Genomic DNA, 20,434 nt, shown 5'->3' on the forward strand with positions numbered 1-20,434 from the left:
ATGAATTTGGACGGGCGGTTTGACTGATGAATCCCCATGTCTAGAACACGACCCAAATTGGGCAGGAAAGATTGCAGCGATCGCTGACTTCTACCAGCGTTAGACAACTGTGCTGCTCGTGATCAGGGCACAAGCCACAATCGTAGGGGCAGCCATATTTGATCGGCGTATTGAACCGATGCGGCATGTCTCCAGGCTTAATAAATTCTTGACACTGCTTGTAATACTCAATGTCATCTGCAATCAAAACCTCTTCTCGTCCATGAATTAGGCAGTGTTTAACGAGGTAGACGTTACCTTCTTGAAAAATGATTTTTGCTTCAACCTTCGTGAGGCATTTAGAGCAGACACTATTGGTTAAAGCGTAGAACAGATAAGGACGAGTTGGCATAATTTGCGGTGCAGTTAAACAGTCTTTACAGTGAAATTAAACAGTCTAGTGATGCTATTGCGGTAGTAAACAATCGCTAAAACACATGCAATTTGAATTGCAGTTAATTCTAGCGCAAAGTGAAAGTCGGGCTTAATAAAGTCAATCAGAAAGCGGAAACTTAAGTAACTGATCAAGTGGAACTTAAACAAATCTCCAGAATGCATAGGATAACGCGATCGCACCTTTAGAAATATCATTAACATGAACAGAAATGTAATTTCATAAAGCTGCGTTGGATGACGGGAAATCCCATCGCCAAAATCAACGCCCCACGGCAGGTTAGTCGCAATGCCATAGGTGCGATCGCTCAGCCCTGTAAAAAAACACCCCAATCGCCCGATCGCAGTTCCTAATATGAGCGGGTAAACAAAGGCATCGCCCGTTGATTGATCAACATGAAGCAGTTTCTTCGTCGCCTCAACTCCTATTACTGCACCCAATAGCGCTCCGACTACCGTTTTACCCTGAAGCAATAGCCAAAAAAACTGTTCCTGATGCTGCCAAACTATATCAATATGTTGCAGCATCACCAGCACCTTTGCGCCGATCAATGCGCCTACGAGTCCGCCGACGATAATCGAACTGCGTTGAGGCGGCGAAATCGTATCTTGACGAAAGTTTCTGAGCGATAACCGCAGTGCAATTGAATATGCGATCGCTTCAAAAAAAATGTGCGGATGAAGTTTGACTGCGCCGACGCCAATATAAACTGGAAAATCCACAAGCGGTGCTTATAAAAATTCCTTACTATACAAGCGTTTTCGGTTCAAAATTAATCTTTTTACACTCTTTTTAGAACTCAATCATTTGTTACAACCTAACGTAGCAATCCTCTAGAGTTTGGTAAAGCCAACCGTGGAGAAATGGCATGGCATTCAGCGTGTACAAAATTATGTAGTGTGCAAATCCCCGTAAGTAGTGGCTAAAGATTTTTCAGATTTTTTATGGTCATATGATATTTATTAGACTTGGCTATTGATTATCGAGTCACGACTTAGAAAGACTTTAATTACATTCCATCTGCCAAATCTACTGAGTTGAAAAGGTGGATTGCACACGTAGAATGTATTGAATAAAAAAGCACACAATGTTAAAGTATCTCCGTTTATACACTATACCTACTGTTCCGAATAGGCTAGACGATGAGTAGAACATTTGATTGTTTTCTAGGGTTTGGCTGCTTCTTTTTAGCCACTTGCAGCCTATTTGTGGTTGGAAAAGGCGATTGTGCGGTTACAATTCGGATGTCGCTAGTTACAGAAATTATTGTGGCTCTTGCGATCGCATTTCTATGGTCAGCAAACGAAAAACCTGTCGGCATGTGGGTCAAAATGTATCGCCTGGGATTATTCATTGGTGCTGTTCAAACTGTAATTGTAATTTCACGGATTTTGAATTCTTTGCAGGGTATACATTGCTAATCTAGAGGTTAATGTTAATCTAGAGGTTAATCTGAAGTTAATCCAAATTGATTTAACCAATAATCAATGGATAGGTCATTTACTCTAAAATTAGACCTAGAATTTGTGAATTAAATAATTCTTAAAGTAGTCATATTCGTTACTTAACTTAATACTTATTCTCATTCAATCCGTCTTGAAGAAGATGAGAATCATAGAGCAAACCCTTTAGTTTATAAAATAGAATCTAGCTTTCAGAAGCTGTGAGTTTAGCGTTGCTAATTTCTTTTAAAGTTTCATCTCTGGCATTTCGATCAGCTTAACCAAAATCCAGTTTAGGGAACGCGAATCGCACCCATTGTGCCATTAAGTTGTGCCTCTCAGTCGCGGTAATTTATTTATGGAAATCGTCCGAGAATACTGGTTCAAACTCCTGCGATACTGGCGAAGCTCGCTACTCTTTCGCACGCTGAGCTTACTCACAGCATTTGCCTTGACCGCTCTGCTCATTGTGTTACCTGCTAGGTCACAACCCGTTGTTCTTTCATTTTTAATGAATGCACCGGAAGTTCCGACGCTGCGGCCTTTGATCGCAGAATTTGAGCAGAAAAATTCAGGCATTAAGCTCAACATGATCGAGGCTCCCAACGCCAGCAACTTGGTTGAAGACTTAAATACCTCTTCTTTCCTGTTAGGCAGTTCTCCTTACGACCTGATCAACATGGATGTCGTTTGGCTGTCTAAATTCGCGGCGGCAGGGTGGCTGCGCCCTCTAGAAGATCTTGTTTCAAAAGCAGAACTGGTGAATTTCTTGCCAGGAGACATTGAAGGCAGTCGCTATAAAGGCAAACTGTATCGATTGCCCTGGCGAACGGATGCTGGAATGCTCTACTATCGCACCGACCTACTCAAGCAAGCCGGGCTCAAGCCACCCGAAACATTTTCTGACTTGTTGCAAACCGCAAAAACGATTCAGCAAGCTGATAACAAAGTGCAGTGGGGCTATGTTTGGCAAGGGCGACAGTATGAAGGTGCGGCTGCCATGTTTACCGAAGTGCTTCAGGGTCACGGCGGCTTTTGGGTCAATCCACAAACTAACGAAGTTGGGTTAGACCGACCAGAAGCGATCGCGGCACTCAAATTCTTGCTCAGCACGATTGATCAAGGTGTGTCGCCCCCAGGCGTCAGTACGTATCAAGAAGAAGAAGCGCGACGGCTCTTTCAGAGTGGCAACACCGTTTTTATGCGGAATTGGCCCTACGCTTGGGAACTGCTCAACCAGGCAGGGTCGCCAGTACGCGGTAAGGTGAGCATTCAACCCATGGTTCACGCGCCGGGGCAAGAGAGTGCTGGATCGTTAGGCGGCTGGGGTTGGGGCATTGCATCCACGACTCAGCATCCTCAAGAAGCGTGGAAAGCCATTCAGTTTTTTACGAGTGCGTATGTTCAGAAACAAACCTCACTGACGGGCGGCTATTTACCGAGCCTGCGATCGCTCTACAACGATGCAGACTTGCTGAAAAAGTATGAATACTTCCCCCTAGTGCTAAAAGTGTTGGAGACTCCAGCACTGCGTCCTCAGATTGCTCAATACGCTCAAGCGTCAGATATTTTGCAGCGCTACTTGAGTGCTGCTGTTTCGGGGCGCACATCGCCAGAAGAGGCGCTGCAAGCTGCCGCTCGCGAAACTCGTTCTTTACTGGGAGCTTAAAACCAATGGTGGATTATGTTCGCGCTCAAGAACGGCGGACGGGCTGGTTGCTGACCATTCCCGCGATCGCCGTGTTAGCGCTGGTGTTTGCTTACCCAATTCTGCGGGCGGTTTGGCAAAGTTTCTTCACAATTAACCTAGGAAATCAACTCAGTCCGGCCTTTACAGGACTCGATAACTATGCGCGAATGGCGCAAGACGGACGGTTTTGGAATACGCTGTGGAACACGACGATCTTTACCCTTGCCACCGTCTCACTAGAACTCGTTTTGGGCATGGGCATTGCCTTAGTCCTCAATCAATCCTTTCGAGGGCGAGGAATTGTCCGTACGATCGCCATTCTGCCTTGGGCACTCCCAACCGCTCTGATTGCACTCGCCTGGACGTGGATTTTTAACGATCAGTACGGCGTTGTGAACGATATTCTACTGCGGTTGGGACTGATTCAAACGGGCATCAACTGGCTAGGGAATCCAACTCTGGCGATGATTTCGGTCATCGTTGCCGACGTTTGGAAAACGACGCCCTTTATCAGCATTTTGCTCTTAGCAGGACTGCAATCGATTCCGAGTGATTTGTACGAAGCCCAAGCCATTGATGGTGCAAGCCCGTGGCAGAGCTTTCGACAGGTGACGCTACCTCTGCTGCTGCCTCAGATTGTGATCGCGTTGCTGTTTCGTCTCGCCCAGGCGTTTGGCATCTTCGATCTGATCTCTGTTATGACAGGCGGCGGTCCAGGCGGCGGAACGGAAACCGTTTCTCTCTACATTTATGCGACAGTGATGCGATATCTTGATTTTGGGTACGGGGCAGCATTGGTTGTTGTTACCTTTCTACTGTTGGTGTTGGTAGTTGCGATCGCCAGCTTTTTCCTCAATCGGTCTAGAAAACGCGCATCGGGAGCCGTGTAATTATGACAACCGCCTTTCCAGAAAATCAACAGACGACTGTGCACCGGCCCAGCATACGGCGATTTATCTTACCGATTGCCGTAGCGCTAACGGTGCTCTTCTGTCTTGCGCCGATCTTGTGGGAACTGCTGACCTCGTTCAAAACGGATGATGCGATCGCGGAGATTCCAAATGTCTATTTTCCGGGTCCCAATCAACTAACGCTTGACCAATATCAAAAGCTGTTTGAACGACGCCCATTTCTCAACTACCTGTTCAATAGTTTTTTAGTTTCATTAGCGTCTACGGTTTTGGCACTTGGCATTGGTGCCCCTGCGGCTTATGCTTTAGCTCGACTGAAACTACAGGGTGAACGAATCATTCTAGCAGGCGTTCTCATCGTGACGTTATTTCCGCCGATTCTATTGTTTTTGGGATTGTTAGATATCGTTCGTTATCTCAATCTAGGAAATAATTATCTTTCGTTGATCATTCCCTACACAGCAATCAACTTACCGTTGACAATTCTAGTTATGAGAAGCTTTTTTCAGCAGCTTCCAAAGGATCTCGAAGATGCGGCTAGAGTTGATGGATACAGCACTCCTCGAATGTTGCTTGATATTGTGCTGCCCATGACGCTGCCAGCATTAGCCACAACGGGAATTTTAACGTTTATTGCTGCCTGGAATGAGTTCATTTTTGCCCTCACGTTTATCACTCGCGAGGACATGAAAACCGTTCCTGTGGCTGGGGCACAGCTTGGCGGCGCATCTCCGTTTGAGATTCCCTTTGGTCCAATTGCGGCGGCAACGGTGCTGGGAACAATTCCTCTTGTTTTGCTGGTTTTAATTTTCCAACGGCGAATCGTGCAAGGTTTGACTTCAGGAGCCGTCAAAGGATAAAGCATTTACTCTATCTCACCCACCGTTCATTCGTTAGCACCTATGAATAAGAAACTCGAACTCGTCGATCTTCGCAAAGCTTATACCCCTACCGTCGTTCCTGTTAAAGATATCAGTCTTAGCGTTGGTGCAGGCGAATTTTTAACGCTATTAGGTCCATCTGGTTGCGGAAAATCAACCATTCTCCGACTCATTGCTGGACTTGAACAACCGAGTAGCGGAAAAGTTTTGCTCAACGGTCAAGATGTCAGTCGGCTCAGTCCTGGCGATCGCAATATTGCGATGGTGTTTCAAAGCTACGCCTTGTATCCGCACATGACGGTGTATGAGAACATTGCCTCTGGTTTGAAATTGCGCAAAACTCCAAGCGGGGAAGTCCAAAGTCGAATTCATGAGGTAGCTGATTTTCTAGGTTTACATGAACTAATGCATCGCAAACCCGGTCAGCTATCGGGTGGTCAGCGTCAACGAGTCGCGGTTGCCAGAACCCTTGTTCGTCGTCCAGATGTCTTCTTGCTCGATGAACCGCTCAGCAACTTAGATGCGCTGCTACGTGAACATGTGCGGGCAGAGTTGAAGCAGTTGTTTGGGTCACAGAACACGCCCGTCGTTTACGTCACCCACGATCAAACTGAGGCGATGACGCTTTCGACGCGAGTTGCCGTGCTCAACAATGGCTACCTGCAACAACTCGATACGCCCGAACGAATTTACACCGAACCTGCCAATCGATTCGTGGCTGGCTTTATCGGCAGTCCGCAGATGAATTTTTTACAGGTTAAATGTGAGGCAGGACGAGCGATCGTAGGCAACAGTCGAATTCCACTGCCTCTAGGCTCTAATACAAAGGAAATCATTCTTGGGATTCGCCCAGAGCATGTACATGTAGCCCAATCCTCCAATGAGCCTGCTCTCGACGGTCAAGTATTCCTAGTCGAGAATTTGGGGATGCATAATCTTGTCAGTGTCAGAATTGTGAGTGGAGAAGAGCCAATCACTGTTCGTGCTCTTCTAGGAATGGAACATCGGTTAGCAACCAATGCACCAGTTCGATTGGCATTTCCGCCCGACTCGATTAATTGGTTTGATGTAGGTACAGGCGATCGTGTTGAGGCGACCACTCCAAGCATGGTTCGCAATGGATAAATGTTGTGCTGTCCTCTGTTATAGAACAAAGTTTTGGCTAACCCTTAAACGAATCGAATGGCAGATTCTAAATGGCATGACAAATTGTTGCAAAAGGCGGAAAAGAGATGACGGGTCGTGGTGTAGACATTACCTGTCGCCGGTAGGGTAGACCATTCAGCATCGGAGCATCGATGCAACTCTTCAAGTGAAGAAAATCAGGCCGGTGACAACTTACAGGTCTAATCAACATTCACTCCACGGAGGTTACGATGCAGACAGGCACAATGCAGGTCAGCAAGGCAGGGGCAACCGCCCAAGATGCTCGCATGTTCCAGGACTCACTTTATCCAAGCCTCAAGGTTTTCTGTAGACCGCGACCACCCGCAGACGACTTCGGCAAAATGTTTCACCACCTCCCTTCATTCGCAGAAGGGCAGGACCCCGATAATGTCATTGCTCGGCTGCGCGAGTTAGGTCAGAGGGGCGGATTGATGGATGCCCAAGACCCACGGATTACGATCACTAATCCGCTAGACTCGAATCCTGTCTTAAACCCGGACAATCCCAACCCCGAAATGACGGTTGGTTTTACCTTTCTCGGACAGTTTCTCGACCACGATATCACCTTTGATCCCGCCCCCCTCAGACCTCCTGCCACAACCGGCCCAAACTTGCGCAACCCTTTTCTGGACTTGGATAGCGTCTATGGTCGTGGACCTAGCGAAGATCGGCTTCTATACGATCGCGCCTCTGAGATCGAGCGACCCTTACCCGCTAAATTTCTCATCGACTTTGATGCTCCTCGCGACTTACCGCGAACCAGTCAGCAACGGGCGATCATCGGCGACCCCCGAAACGACGAGAACGTGATCATCTCACAGCTTCACTTAGCCTTCCTAAAGTTTCACAACCGAGTTGTCGATTGGGTGGTTGACCATTACCCCGGGGAAAGCGCAGAGGAACAGTTCAACCGGGCACAAAAGCTTGTCCGTTGGCACTACCAATACATCGTGGTCAACCAGTTTTTACGGGTTTCTCTAGATTCAACCGTTTTTGAGCAGGTGCGGAGCAATGGTCCGACTCTGTTTAAGGTATCTGCTAAGCCAACGCTTCCCCGTGAATTTCAGATTGCGGTTTACCGTTTCGGGCACAGTCAAATTCGTCCTGGTTACAAAGTTAATCAGGGATTTGGTGCGCCCATTTTCGATGCTGCGATCGATCCGCGAGAGGGCGACCCGAATGATCTCCGGGGAGGACGTCGAGCAACTCGCCGATTTGTTGAATGGGACACGTTCTTCGACTTCGGGACTCTGGAAGTAGCTCCTGATCCCAGTGGTCCTGATGGTCCTGTTCCTATAGCCCGACCCAAGGTTAAAAGAAACAAACGGATCGACCCGTTCATCTCTTCGCCCATGTTTGATCTACCAGTGGGGCCTGGGCTGGTTGGTCCAGGAGACCAATTCAAGAGCCTAGCTGGACGAAATCTCGAACGACACCTTTTACATGGGTTGCCATCAGGACAAGCGATCGCTTGTAAGTTAGGGTATGACCCGCTAACTAAGACAGACTTTGCAGAACTAACAGACCTGAATTTCCACGAAAGCACACCGCTCTGGTACTACATTCTGAAAGAAGCGTTAGTGCAGCATGAGGGACAACGACTGGGACAGGTCGGCAGCCGAATTGTCGCAGAGGTTTTCTTCGGGCTACTGCTGAGTGATAGCGCGTCCTACTGGTCTCAGCAACCAAATTGGGAACCTGAGCTTCCTCGCCGGGATGGGAGTGTTGAGGGTGACTTCACAATGGTTGACCTTCTGACCTTCGCGGGCGTCGCATGACGTTTTGCAACCTTTCATCGATGCTACCAAGCTCAGGATCGCCGGGCTTGGTAGCGGCAAGGGTGAGTGGAGACTGACGCTAATTAGAAAACATTGGGTAGAGAATTAAAACTGAGTCAGCTACAACAACGATCGCTCTATATGAAGACTCTCAATTTTAGCGAACTGATTAACGAACCGCTTTCAAGGCTTCATACAATCGCTTGTATTTTTGAAACGCAGACTCGTACATCGGATTTTCTGGCGGCTGTACAACATCCCCAACTTGGGTCAGGATCTTGAACGCCGTTTCCAAATTGAGATATGCTCCAATCCCTACCATTGCTAAAATTGTGGCTCCATAGGCAGGGCCTTCTTCAGCTCTAGGCGCAATCAATTCTGTTTGCAAAACATCTGCCAGAATTTTTAACCAAACGCTTGATCGCGCCCCTCCTCCCGTTGCCAATAGTTGATGCAGGGGGGTGATTTTGTGAATCAATCCAAAAATAGTGGAAGCATGGCAGTGCAGCATCGGAATAGTGGAAGCATGGCAGTTCTCGTCCCTGCAAACGACGCTGAATCAACTTAGCAACATAAGCGCCTTGCATGGCAACGGAAATAACTTCCGGTTGAAGCTGATTACCTTGGTGTGCATAACGAGCTTACCATTTCGATTTACCTTATACGCCCTGTGCTGATTCCTGTCTCAGATCAACTTGACCCATTTTTAATCCCCGTTTCCGCGTCCTTCCGGCTCAGAAACTGCCTTAAATCCTTTGAACAAACTCTATAAGTCAGCTAAAACTACTTTCTACCGAAATGGATATTCTCTAATACGTGCTCTTAAACTGCGTGAGCATCTTTCAGGGGTTCATGCGTTGAGGCGCTCTTATTGGCAGTACCCCATCAAACTATGCATCAAGATACATGTTAAGATTTGTATTTATTGGTTCAATCTGATAGATGTTGGTAATTTCATAATTTTCTATAGACTAATTTCTATATGTGACCAAAGCCTTTTATAGACTGGTAACCATTCAGACCTAGAGGACAAACAATACAAATGCTAATGTGCGTGATCGCGCATCCGCTTGCTCTGTTTTTATGTAATAAGAATTGAACAATGCTCATTAAAAGTTCTTTGCATGACCTTATTCAAAAGTGATACATCTCACGTCAAAAGCTCATCCTTTAGGCTTGAGCTTAAGTTAGTACTCTGACAGAGAGCATGAACTCATTCAATTTTTAGACTGTTAATGTAGCTCAACTTGATTATTGATTGCTACTCCAAATTAATATCAACGCAATATTGAGAATGCTCTTGGTTAAGGATCTGATGCTTTTACAATCTCAAAACAGAACTCAATTTCATTCAACCTCAATGCCAGGAACTAGCAAATGGAGCGTTAGCATTGAACGCGGCGTTGTTGTTGCGCTTACCATTTTCGGTTTGTGGGCGCTAGGCTTATTTATCTTACTATCTATTGATGCGGTCGCCTTGCCTACTGGAGTTCGCCTTGCATTAGTGGTTTTACAAACGTTCTTATACACAGGTTTGTTTATCAATGCTCATGACGCAATGCATGGCGCAGTTGCTCCCAGGAATCCTAAGCTCAATAACTTTATTGGTTCTCTATCAATTGCCTGTTATGCGCTTTTCTCATACAAAAGCTTGCTAAAAACTCATTGGTTGCATCATCATAATCCCGCATCTGAAACTGATCCAGACTTCCATAACGGACAACATAAAAATCCGATCGCTTGGTATTTCAATTTCATGCTCAGCTACTGGAGTTGGACACGATTAATCGGTTTGGTCGTCATCTTTCACACCCTGCATGGTCTCTTGCATGTTCCCGAACTTAATCTGATTCTGTTCTGGGCGATTCCTGCGATCGCAAGTTCCGTTCAGCTTTTCTTCTTTGGAACGTATTTGCCTCATCGTGAACCTAAGGGAGGTTACCAAAACAGCAGCCGTGCCCAAAGCATGAATTGGTCTACATTCTGCTCATTTATTAGTTGCTATCACTTTGGCTATCATCTAGAGCATCATGAGCATCCTCATGTTCCTTGGTGGGCGTTGCCTCAAGTGCATCAACAGCGCATCTCTAGAGTTTCATCTGAAGTAAATTAGACCGAACACATAAAGATTTGCCAAAATTCGGGCTTAGTTAGAACCAAGATTTGCTTGGGTACTAAAGCTTTCCATTGAATGGCTTGATGATGGCTGCTGTCTATCTTTTACCTGTAGAGTACAGCCATGACGTTATCTTGCTTTTACTCAGTAGCATTGTTATTGAAGCAATGCCAATACTAAGACCGATATTTTCTAAGCGCAAATGCTCAGTGTGAATAATGGGCTCAAGTATAAAAGCAGGAACACATATTCCACTTAGGATTAGCAAGATGTCAAACCGAGGCTGCTGTTTGAACCTACTCGAAAGAAGCGCCAGAATACCGCCTAAAGGAGCAAAGAAAACAGCATAGAACATCAATTTGTGAACCGAAATACTAAAGCTCGTAAGCTGTAAAATCCGTCCCTCAAAGGGAAATAGGTAGCGGAATAGTGTAATTTCAGGCGTTAGTTCGAGGCTGTAAGAATTTCGCGGTTCATCCACATACAGACGAAGAACGTTCTGATAATAGGTTAAGAGAAAATGATGAGGTTTAAAATCTCGAAAAATATTGGGTACAAACAGGGCAGTGTAGATTCCGTTTTCTCCTGTGATCGGCGTTCTTAACCGAAACACGAGTTGGTTGTGTTCCTGACCCAGCGTAAAGTTGCGACGGGCTGGATTGGCAGAAAGCGATAGGATTCGAGCAGGCCCAGTTTGATCTAGATCTGAGGTTGCTGCGATCGTACTAATTGTAAACTGAGAGGAGTTCCGCAATCGGTTGGATAACATTGAGGCAGGCTCAACCGTTGAGAGCCAATGATTATTCGATACGCGCACACCTTCTGGAACTGCTGAAATTCCATCTCCCTGAGCCACCAAATCTGGTAATTGACCTGTGCGATCTTTTAGCGGTCTACTGAGCAAGTTGCGGCTTGCTAAGTTGGTTAGCTCATACGCTGTGACTAATCCAGCTTGCGGAAGTGAACCTTTAGTTTGGAGAACTTGAGCAATCTCGGATCGGGATAGAGCGCGATCGCTAATCTCAACCTTGGAAATAGTTCCGTTCCAGGGACGGTCGCCTGTCTTCTCGTTTCCCAATAGAAGTGGCAACTTAGAATTCCAATTACTCAGTTGCGCTGCTTGCTGAAGAGACAATGAGACTAGCCCTGTCATCAAAATCCAGGCGACCAATGCAACTGCCAAATTCTGAATGGTCAGCAGCCGTTTGACCTTGTGTTCAACCCATACGAGTTGATTGGATGCAGTTGTTGTAGAGTTATGCCTCGCGCTGATTGCCGCTAGTAGAATGTAGCTCAATGCGCCACAAAAGCCTCCGGTGGTGTTGGTTGAGATATCAATCCAGCTAGGGCTCCGGGATGGCAGAAACACCTGCGATAATTCAACACTAAAAGATAGCAGAGGGCTGATGATCGTCGCGATCGCGAGTCCAGTTCGGAGTTTTATTCCCTGCGACTGGGTGCGTAGCGCAATTCCAAACCCTAACGGCATAAATAAGAGAACATTGCCGATCAAATCGCTCCAGTCGCTAGGATGAGCAAAAAAGTCCCTAATTGCGCTTTTAAGTGTCACACCTTTCGCTGTAAATTCAAACGGCGATAGCGTTGCCAGCAAAATGATGAAGATGGCGCTGCCGATGATTCGATTCGCCCACGCTTTAGGGGCAGGATCAGAAGTAAAAGATTGGCGCAAAGGTTGACGAGTGCCCACACATGCCTCCTAAGTAAGGGATGGTTTATGAACTTAGAGCAATCTGGGTTAGCTGAAATTCCGGAACTTGGGCAGCGATCGCGTTGCCAATCTCCAAGGATGATGTTGCCGCTGGTGAAGGGGCATTGTAAACGTGGAGCGCAGATTTCCCCTGCTCAATCAGAAAGTCATCGACCAGTTTTCCGTTGGGCAACAGCGCCTGCGCTCTCACGCCAGCATGAGTTGGAATAAGGTCATCGGACTGGACTTCAGGAATCAACTCCTGTAAGCTGCGCACAAATGCCGCTTTGAAGAACGAGCGAATCATTTCCTGAATTCCTTGATCTGCGTGTTTTGACATCAGCTTCCAGAAGCCCGGATAAGTCATCACTTCTGTAAAGTCGCGCAGATCAAAATCCGTTTTGCGATAGCCTTCTCGCTTTAAACTCAGCACCGCATTTGGACCAGCGTGAACGGTTCCGTCAATCATGCGAGTGAAATGAACGCCCAAGAAGGGGAAGTTTGGATTGGGAACCGGATAAATTAAACCTTTGACCAAGTAACGTTTTTCGGGCGTAAGTTCGTAGTACTCACCCCGGAAGGGAACGATTTTGGCAGGAGGTTGGGCGGCGGTCAGTTTGGCAACGCGATCGCAGTGCAATCCGGCACAATTGATCAAAAATCGCGTCGTAAAGTTGCCATTACTTGTGGTGACGTCATATCCATCTGTCGTGCTGATGCACGATTCTACGCGAGTATTTAACCGCAAATCGGCTCCTTGGTAGGCAGCGATCTCGGCATACTTTTGACAAACCTGTTTATAACTAACAATGCCAGTCGAGTAAACCTTCACTCCAGCAAGACAACGAACATGAGGTTCGATTTCCTGAACCGCTGGTGCTGAAATCTTCTCAACCTTTAAGTCGTTGTCTAAACCCCGTTGATAAATATTATCTAGTAAAGGAAGTTCTTCGGGCTTAGTTGCGACAATCACTTTGCCACATATTTCGTACTCTAACCCATGCTCCCGACAGAACTGAACGATCGAGCGACTACCATCTCGACAAAATTTTGCTTTAAAGCTTCCAGGCTTATAGTAAATTCCTGAATGGATCACACCGCTGTTATTTCCAGTTTGATGAAATGCCCACTGACTTTCTTTTTCTAACAGCAAGACCCTAGCATTCGGATATCGTCTTCCGAGGGCAACGGCAGTCGATAAGCCAACAATTCCGCCTCCAACAATTGCATAATCGTACATGACTATCCCTGACATTTGCTTCACTTAAATCCACTGAGTGGTTGGAGGCGGAAGACGACCCCGCCTCCAACCAAATCTAATGCTTTAGATAGCTACAACTTTTGTTGTAACGCCCATATCATCCAGCATTTTTTGAATTTCGTCGCAATAGATGGCGTTCATGACGATCACTTCATCCGGCTGGTAGTCCTTAAGGGACTCAGGAGAACGGATCTCTTGACCCACACCTGGAATAAATCGACCGTGCCGATGAGGGTTGATATCCACGACCCAATCAATCAGATCTTTGGTTCCCAAAGTGGTGAGGAACGCGACGCACTTCGAGCCAGAACCCCAAACCGCAACTTTCTTGCCGTCCGCTTTCATCGTCTCCAAATGCTGCTTCCAGTAGCCCAACTTGTCCCCGATTTTGGATGCAAATAGCTCAACATCCTTCACCAATTGCTCGACGCTTTCTTCAGCAGGGTGAATCTTGGTCGATGGAGTCGCCACTGGACGCGCTTCAATCATCAAATACTGATCGCCGTAGTCTAGATAGACATCAAGCACTTCAAAACCTTCTTGCCGGAACAACCGCGCCAATGATCCGGGTGTGAAGTAGGAGCAGTGTTCGTAATAGATGTCTTCAAAGGCTTGCTCAGTCAGCACCCGTCCCATATCAGGAATTTCAAAGAAAATGACGGTATCGAGGCGATCGCCCACTGAGCGTCGGACGGTGCGAACTAAGTCTGCGGTTTGGTGAATGTGTTCGAGCGTGTGACGGCAGCAGATAAATTCACCCGTGTGTTCTGAGTATTTTTCAGAGTAGTAATCTTGAATGAACATCACTCGATCAGCGGCGGCACTTTCCACCCGACCTACGATCGCGCTTGGGTCGATTCCTACCCCGTAGTTGTTGCCTAACTCACACATCAAGAGTAGAAAGTCACCCTTGCTGCATCCAATCTCAACAATCTTCTTGTTGCGCAAGTCGTACTTTTCAATCAGACGAGTCGCTAGCTTGTAAGCAAATGAGTTAAACGTTGGTGAAAAGCTCTGCTGATCTTCGTAAATGGGTGAGTAGTCTGAGTTATTTGCATCAAACTCAACGTTGGTGACAAAGCCACAGCTTGGGCAAAATCCTAACACTACATCCCCGCACGGAAAGTCCACCGCTTCCTGATGACTGGGCATCATGAGACAACTGTGTACCGGAACGTTGCGAACCTCATAGAACACGGCTGATTCGTGGTGTCCGCAGCTTGGGCAGTCATACGATACAAGACGGGTTCCAGCGGGAATTTTTTGCCCCAGTGTAGATGGCTGATTCATAGGATTCTTGAAGGTAAATAAGGTTTCTTTAGCCAAAGCAACAATGTGTTTTTGAGGGTCTCCTCCATGCGAGTCAGAAAACCCCTCAAAATGTTATGACACGACTGACACTTGGCGTTTCTCAACGTCGCCCAAGTCAGGTTTGAAGATCAATCCCTCTTCGACGAGGCTACCCTGGTCATATTGGCGCACAATCTCTTCTGGCAAGCGGCAGAGGTCGCTACCGCGCATGAAATCCCTCAGCGAGGTTCCGGTTGGTTCAGAATCGACATTTGGTGCACCGCTCATAGACGTTACTTCGTCGAGGTGCACCGTTCTAAAGTCAATGCTGTAGCGGCTGAACCCAGAAGTATTCGGCACGGTCGAGTGCAGCTGAGCGCCTGAGAATAGGACAATGCCGCCTGCAGGACAAACAACTCGAATTTGCGGATCTAGCTCGATTTCTTCAACAGCATGGGGCTGCTTTCGGGTATCTGACTTGATGTGCTGAGCGGCACTTTTGCGTCCGCTCTTATTCCACTCATAATAGTTGAAGCTGCTGGACTCGTTCTTCACAGCTTGATTCCAGTAGCGGGGGTGGAATGCCATTGAACACTCTGTCTCAATTTCGTAAATCGGCAACCACCAATTCAACTGACACATTGGCGCGGAGTACCAGGTGTCGCGATGGGGGTGATGGGCATAGCCAACTCCACTGGTGAGGTATCCGTCAGAAGTCACCATTCTCAGGCGAGGAACATCCAGATAGGTCTTCTCTAAATCACAGGAGAAGTCCCGCAGAATATCCTGAATCAGTCCCTTGGTTTCGGGGTGGTGAATAAATTGAGGCTTGAGAGGAGCCACGATCGATACATACTCCTCGACAGACATGTGGAACTGAGCATCGCGAGGATCAAGATTACCAAACGCTGCTGCAATCATCTTGCGAGCATGTTGAATCAGCGCGATCGTGCTAGGACGAGGGGTGAAAACAAAGATTTGACCGTTGTAGAGTCGCTCTCTTCTCACCTGATCGTTAACCGCAGAATCAACGTAAACCGTATGCATCAAACGTTCTCCTCAGAACTGTAGGTAGGGTGTGGCTAGATCGCTGCCATGAGTGGCTTATTGTCGGCTTTAGACGCTACAGAATAATTGATTAGGCGACAGGCTCGCCTATGGAATTTGCTTCGGCAACCTCTAAAGAATCATGGGGCATCAAACAATCTAATTTCTCCGTAAATCTCGCTATTCAAAGTTGGCTTTGTGTGTAAAAGGTACGGATTAGATTGTTGTCACTATCTGACGAGTGCCCTTTCTAATTACTTAAATTCACGGAAAGTAAGGTATGGAAGCGGCAGTGAAATAATCGTAAGACCATTAACTCTTAGCGCTTCTTGTTACTTCAAGACCTTATCCTGTCTGTAAAACTAGCAGCAAGTGTTTTCACCCAGTCTTCACAGTTACTCTTAAGTTTCTTCAAATTAATGCAATGATTAATCCAACCAATGACTCTGCAACTAAGGAAACAGCAGGACAACGCTCGTAGGCTTTAGCTTGGTTATGAGGATGGGTGCAATTAGCCTGAAATCTAGATGTAGCCATCAGGTAAAACATTTAAATCATTGTTGAAGAAAACACTGGGATAAATGGTAAAAAGTGGTAGAAGCAAACTTTGCTTCTACCACTACAACGTCTATTGCAACAGCTAACTAAACAATTCGAGGAATCGGAATTGGTATGATAAATTGACCGCCTTGCTGGCGATAAGCATCTTGCTGTTTCATGATTTCGTCCGCAAAGTTCCATGCCAGAATCAGCACGTAGTCGGGACGATCTTCGAGCAACATTGTGGGAGGATGGATCGGTAGGTGATTTCCGCCCATGTAGCGACCTTGTTTAAAGGTATTCAGGTCTACTACATAGTCTACGAGTGACGTATCGATGCCAATGTAGCTCAACAGTGTCGTTGCTTTTGCTGCCGCTCCATAAGCCGCGATGCGCTTTCCTTGACCTTTGAGGTCGTGCAAGATTTTCAGCAAATCGCGCTTGATTGATTCGACACGATCGGCAAAATCGAGGTAGTAATCAACGCGATCGACCTTACGGTTTGCTTCTTCTTCTAGCAGCACTTTGACCGAATCGTGGACGGCTTCAATGGGTTCGACAAACAGGCGCAGAGAGCCGCCGTGGATTGTGGTTCGCTTGACATCATTGAGATACAAACTATGCCGACGGAAGAGTTTATCCAAGGCAGTAACAGAAAAGTAGCAGAGGTGCTGGTGATAGATGGTGTCAAATTCGCCGTGATCAACAAGATCGACAACATAAGGACACTCGATCACAGCAACGCCTGTGTCTTTTAACAAAGTACGAATGCCATCAACAAAACCATTGAGATCGGCAACGTGAGCAAGAACGTTATTCGCTAGAAACACATCGGCTTGTTTGCCCTCCGATCGCAGTTGCTTCGCTAGATCGCTGCCGAAAAAGGTATTGAGGGTCGGAACACCTTTTTCCAAGGCTGACTTTGCCGGGCCTTCGGCGGGATCAATGCCCAGAACTGAAATGCCTTGATCGACAAAGTTCTTCAACATATACCCGTCATTGCTGGCGGCCTCGATCACAAGGCTGTTGCTGTTCAATTGGCGGGTTTGAATTAGCGATCGCGCACTTCCGCCAAAATGTTCTAGCAATGCGGCTGAAACTGATGAAAAGTACGGGTAGTCCCGACAGAACAAAATTTCTGGAGGAACCGTTTCCGTGATCTGCGCTAGAGAGCATTCAGAACAAACGGCAAGGTCGAGCGGTGCGAAAATTTCTGGCTCTCCCAGTTTGGCTTCTGTCACCAGCGCATCTGCTAAAGGCGTTTCGCCAAAATCGATCAGAACGTTTAGGTCAGGGTTGCCGCATGAACGGCACGCGGAGATTTTCCAGTCACTCATAGTTTTAAGAGGTGATTTAAGAGATGCGCCTACAATCCCGCTCCAGCAGAAGTTAGAGTTGCCTGCTGCCAGCGGAGGTTGGTATCGAGCAAGCCGTCACCAATCAGATATTTGATGTGGGCAATGCGTTTGTAGCGCTCACCCTCAAACTCATCGAGAGACAACCCAATCTTCTTATATGTGTTGTACAGTTGCTCTGCGCCTTTCTTGGTTGTCCATTGGGGTTGAAATTCGGGGAGAACGCGAGCGATTTTGTCACAGTCCACGCGGTAGCAGCGCTTATCAGGCCCGGCATCTTCTGCAAATTCAATTTCGCAGCCTGGGACCGTGTCTTTCACAATCTCTGCAATTTCGCGAATTCGATAGTTTTCGCTAGTGCGCCCCACATTAAACGCTTCATTGTGAACCGCTTCACGAGGCGCATGTAGTACTGCTAAGAAAGCACGAGAAATATCTTCAATGTGAACGATCGGACGCCAGGGCGTGCCATCGCTCTTGATATGAACTTTTCCGGTTGTATATGCCCAAGCCACTAAGTTATTCAAGACCAAATCGAATCTCAAACGGGGCGACACGCCATAAGCTGTTGCACTGCGAAGAAAAGTTGGACTGAAGACATCATCTGCAAGCTTGGCAACTTCAATTTCCGTCATGGCTTTAGAAGACCCGTAAGGCGTCACCGGATTAAATTCCGAGGTTTCGTTGACGGGTGCATCGCCTGCCGCGCCATAGTTGCTGCATGAGGACGAGAAGATGAAGCGCTCAACCCCGACTTGTTTTGCGAGTTCTGCTAATCGAAGAGACGCTTTGAAGTTGATGTCGTAGGTCAGATTGGGGTTCAGATCGCCTAATGGATCGTTAGACAATCCAGCTAAGTGAAGAATCGCATCAAACCCGTCTAGATCGGAGGCTTCTGCATCCCGAATATCTTTCTGAATAGACGGAATTTCAATAATGCCTTCTCCAAATGAGCAGCGTCGATACAAATCGCTATCAAAGCCAACAACATCATGCCCTGCTGCTAAGAGCATTGGCGTCAATACTGTTCCGATGTAGCCCCGATGTCCCGTTAGTAATACTCGCATTGTGTTCCTCCCAAATTTTCCAAGGTGCTTTGCCACTTTCCCAGAGGCTTTCTAATAATTTCTTTTCACGAATGGTATCCATGCACTGCCAGAAGGAGTTGTGCTTGTACGCCATCAGTTGTCCATCTCTCGCAAGTCGCTCTAGGGGTTCTTTCTCCCAGTGCGTCAGATCGCCATCGATGTAGTCAAATACTTCGGGTTCTAAAACGAAGAACGCGCCGTTAATCCATCCTTCGCCGATCTGGGGCTTCTCCGAAAACTCAGTGATCTGTTCGCCATCGATCTGGAGATGGCCAAATCTTGCTGGGGGGCGAACGGCGGTGAGGGTGGCAAGTTTGCCGTGAGAGCGATGGAACGCTAGCAGATCATGGAGATTGACATCAGACACGCCATCTCCCCAGGTCAACATGAACGTCTCATTGTTCACGTAAGGAGCCAGTTGCTTGATGCGACCACCTGTCTGGGTCTTGAGCCCAGTATCGACCAGATCGATTGTCCAATCGGGTCTGTACCCCTCATGTTGATTAATATGTCCGGTTTTTAGATTTACCGTGAGATTACTGCTTAAGGAGCAGTAGTCTACCATGTACTTCTTGATGTACTCAGCTTTGTAGCCTAGCGCGATCGCAAAGTCTTTGTAGCCGTAGGTGGAATAGTGCATCATGATGTGCCACAGGATCGGGCGACCACCAATTTCTACCATTGGCTTAGGTTTAAGTTCGGTTTCTTCCGCTAAACGGGAACCTAACCCCCCTGCAAGAATTGCTACTTTCATCGGTTTTGACCACTCTCCTCAATGTATGCTTGCTCTGGCTTGCTGCTAGGCAGAATGTTTAAGTCATCTCAAAATGCTGTGTCAGTTTAGCCAGTTCTAGATTGTTGGGCAAGTCACGCTCACACAGACTTTATGAAGCACTTGAACAGGGAACACAAATCTAAATTAAAGACAGGGATCGCTCTGTCGTTCAAAGAGGGATATCCACGGATTGAGGTAGAGCGCTAATAGCAGATTTTGCCACTCTGCTCTTCTCTTTCAAACCGAGAAAAGACTTAGGTTATCAGCTAAGCGCTTTGAAGAGCAGGCTGTGCTGAACTGCGCTAACGTCTGAAAAATCCAACGCATGTGGGACTGAGTACTCAAAATTCGACAAGTCTCTTTGTAGCAATTTGCTATGTAGTACTCAGCAGTATCGCTAATAAGGCTAGCTCTAAAGAGGTGAACCATTTTGAGTAGTAAATTTAATAACTTTGATAAGTCATTACTACATGCAGAATCTTTATTCGCGTAAATGCGATCGCTAGTCATCTCGGCTTACGTCCTAACTCTGATACATCCCTGAAGACCCCTTAGGTGCTCATCGAAGGACAGACTGATATATGCTCCGAGTGCTAAACCGTCGCCTGTGCTGTCACCATGTGCATCCTACTGGTTAGCAAAAGTTAGCAAAAGTGGGGTGATAAAAGCCAGTGCTTCTACGGAGTCTTTATTAAAAAAATATAGGTTTAGAGGTGTAGTTGTTTTTTTGATTTTGAAACAAAGTTTTTAGTACAGAAATTGTTGATAGAAGAATTAAACTAGGTCAAAGGTCGGTACTGTGAAGATTAAGTGAAGCTGCTTAAATAGCAATGTACAACTAAACTTTTAGTGTTTGCCATCAGGTGAGTAGTTTCCCTGGCACTGCTCTAGCTCTAGCCCAGGGTTAATTCATTGTGAGAGTAGAGAAAGTAGGATAGGAAGCACCCCTATT

General features: G+C 46.8%; 17 protein-coding genes. 7 read left to right on the forward strand and 10 right to left on the reverse strand.

Annotated features, from left to right (window positions below; translation table 11 throughout):
- Positions 1–40: 40 nt before the first annotated feature.
- The gene (locus AC5I6P_RS14855) at positions 41–391 is read right to left on the reverse strand and encodes a hypothetical protein (protein ID WP_495694550.1); all 351 of its coding nucleotides are present in this window, start codon (positions 389–391) and stop codon (positions 41–43) included.
- 14 nt (positions 392–405) lie between these two features.
- Positions 406–1,155 (reverse strand): prolipoprotein diacylglyceryl transferase, encoded by a 750-nt coding sequence (locus AC5I6P_RS14860; protein WP_495694551.1) that lies wholly within the window; start codon positions 1,153–1,155, stop codon positions 406–408.
- Between the two features lie 420 nt (positions 1,156–1,575).
- On the opposite strand from AC5I6P_RS14860, the gene AC5I6P_RS14865 reads away from it, so the two are divergent.
- From AC5I6P_RS14865 to AC5I6P_RS14890, 6 genes are all read left to right on the forward strand, one after another.
- On the forward strand, positions 1,576–1,854 hold the full coding sequence (locus AC5I6P_RS14865; protein ID WP_495694552.1) for a hypothetical protein: 279 nt from the start codon (positions 1,576–1,578) through the stop codon (positions 1,852–1,854).
- A 379-nt stretch (positions 1,855–2,233) separates the two neighbouring features.
- The gene (locus AC5I6P_RS14870; protein WP_495694553.1) at positions 2,234–3,544 is read left to right on the forward strand and encodes an ABC transporter substrate-binding protein; all 1,311 of its coding nucleotides are present in this window, start codon (positions 2,234–2,236) and stop codon (positions 3,542–3,544) included.
- 5 nt (positions 3,545–3,549) lie between these two features.
- On the forward strand, positions 3,550–4,455 hold the full coding sequence (locus AC5I6P_RS14875; protein ID WP_495694554.1) for a carbohydrate ABC transporter permease: 906 nt from the start codon (positions 3,550–3,552) through the stop codon (positions 4,453–4,455).
- Between the two features lie 2 nt (positions 4,456–4,457).
- Positions 4,458–5,336 (forward strand): carbohydrate ABC transporter permease, encoded by an 879-nt coding sequence (locus AC5I6P_RS14880; RefSeq protein WP_495694555.1) that lies wholly within the window; start codon positions 4,458–4,460, stop codon positions 5,334–5,336.
- Positions 5,337–5,378: 42 nt separating this feature from the next.
- Positions 5,379–6,482, forward strand: a complete 1,104-nt coding sequence (locus tag AC5I6P_RS14885; protein WP_495694556.1) for an ABC transporter ATP-binding protein — start codon at positions 5,379–5,381, stop codon at positions 6,480–6,482.
- Between the two features lie 251 nt (positions 6,483–6,733).
- Entirely contained in the window at positions 6,734–8,302 is a 1,569-nt protein-coding gene (locus AC5I6P_RS14890) for a peroxidase family protein (protein WP_495694557.1), read from the forward strand.
- A 169-nt stretch (positions 8,303–8,471) separates the two neighbouring features.
- Here AC5I6P_RS14890 and AC5I6P_RS14895 read toward each other — a convergent pair whose 3' ends face one another.
- Positions 8,472–8,813, reverse strand: a complete 342-nt coding sequence (locus tag AC5I6P_RS14895) for an FGGY-family carbohydrate kinase (RefSeq protein ID WP_495694558.1) — start codon at positions 8,811–8,813, stop codon at positions 8,472–8,474.
- An 849-nt stretch (positions 8,814–9,662) separates the two neighbouring features.
- Between AC5I6P_RS14895 and crtW the strand changes: the two genes are divergently transcribed.
- Positions 9,663–10,415: a beta-carotene ketolase CrtW gene (gene crtW / locus AC5I6P_RS14900; RefSeq protein ID WP_495694559.1), complete on the forward strand. Its 753-nt coding sequence runs from the start codon at positions 9,663–9,665 to the stop codon at positions 10,413–10,415.
- 100 nt (positions 10,416–10,515) lie between these two features.
- Here crtW and AC5I6P_RS14905 read toward each other — a convergent pair whose 3' ends face one another.
- From AC5I6P_RS14905 to rfbF, 7 genes are all read right to left on the reverse strand, one after another.
- Positions 10,516–12,126, reverse strand: a complete 1,611-nt coding sequence (locus tag AC5I6P_RS14905; RefSeq protein WP_495694560.1) for a VanZ family protein — start codon at positions 12,124–12,126, stop codon at positions 10,516–10,518.
- 25 nt (positions 12,127–12,151) lie between these two features.
- Positions 12,152–13,366: an L-2-hydroxyglutarate oxidase gene (gene lhgO / locus AC5I6P_RS14910; protein ID WP_495694561.1), complete on the reverse strand. Its 1,215-nt coding sequence runs from the start codon at positions 13,364–13,366 to the stop codon at positions 12,152–12,154.
- An 84-nt stretch (positions 13,367–13,450) separates the two neighbouring features.
- Positions 13,451–14,677, reverse strand: coding sequence for a class I SAM-dependent methyltransferase (locus tag AC5I6P_RS14915; protein ID WP_495694562.1), 1,227 nt, complete (start codon positions 14,675–14,677; stop codon positions 13,451–13,453).
- A gap of 93 nt (positions 14,678–14,770) precedes the next feature.
- A complete protein-coding gene (locus AC5I6P_RS14920; protein WP_495694563.1) occupies positions 14,771–15,724 on the reverse strand; it encodes a phytanoyl-CoA dioxygenase family protein in 954 nt (317 codons plus the stop codon).
- Positions 15,725–16,368: 644 nt separating this feature from the next.
- Complete coding sequence (locus AC5I6P_RS14925; RefSeq protein ID WP_495694564.1) at positions 16,369–17,601, reverse strand: methyltransferase domain-containing protein; 1,233 nt, start codon at positions 17,599–17,601, stop codon at positions 16,369–16,371.
- A gap of 29 nt (positions 17,602–17,630) precedes the next feature.
- Positions 17,631–18,686: an NAD-dependent epimerase/dehydratase family protein gene (locus AC5I6P_RS14930; RefSeq protein ID WP_495694565.1), complete on the reverse strand. Its 1,056-nt coding sequence runs from the start codon at positions 18,684–18,686 to the stop codon at positions 17,631–17,633.
- Positions 18,610–19,461 carry a glucose-1-phosphate cytidylyltransferase gene (gene rfbF / locus AC5I6P_RS14935; RefSeq protein WP_495694566.1) on the reverse strand — a complete coding sequence of 284 codons (852 nt, stop codon included), beginning with the start codon at positions 19,459–19,461 and terminating at the stop codon, positions 18,610–18,612. The genes AC5I6P_RS14930 and rfbF overlap by 77 nt, the downstream gene beginning before the upstream one ends.
- Positions 19,462–20,434 lie beyond the last annotated feature (973 nt).

It is taken from the genome of Myxacorys sp. (assembly GCF_059501405.1).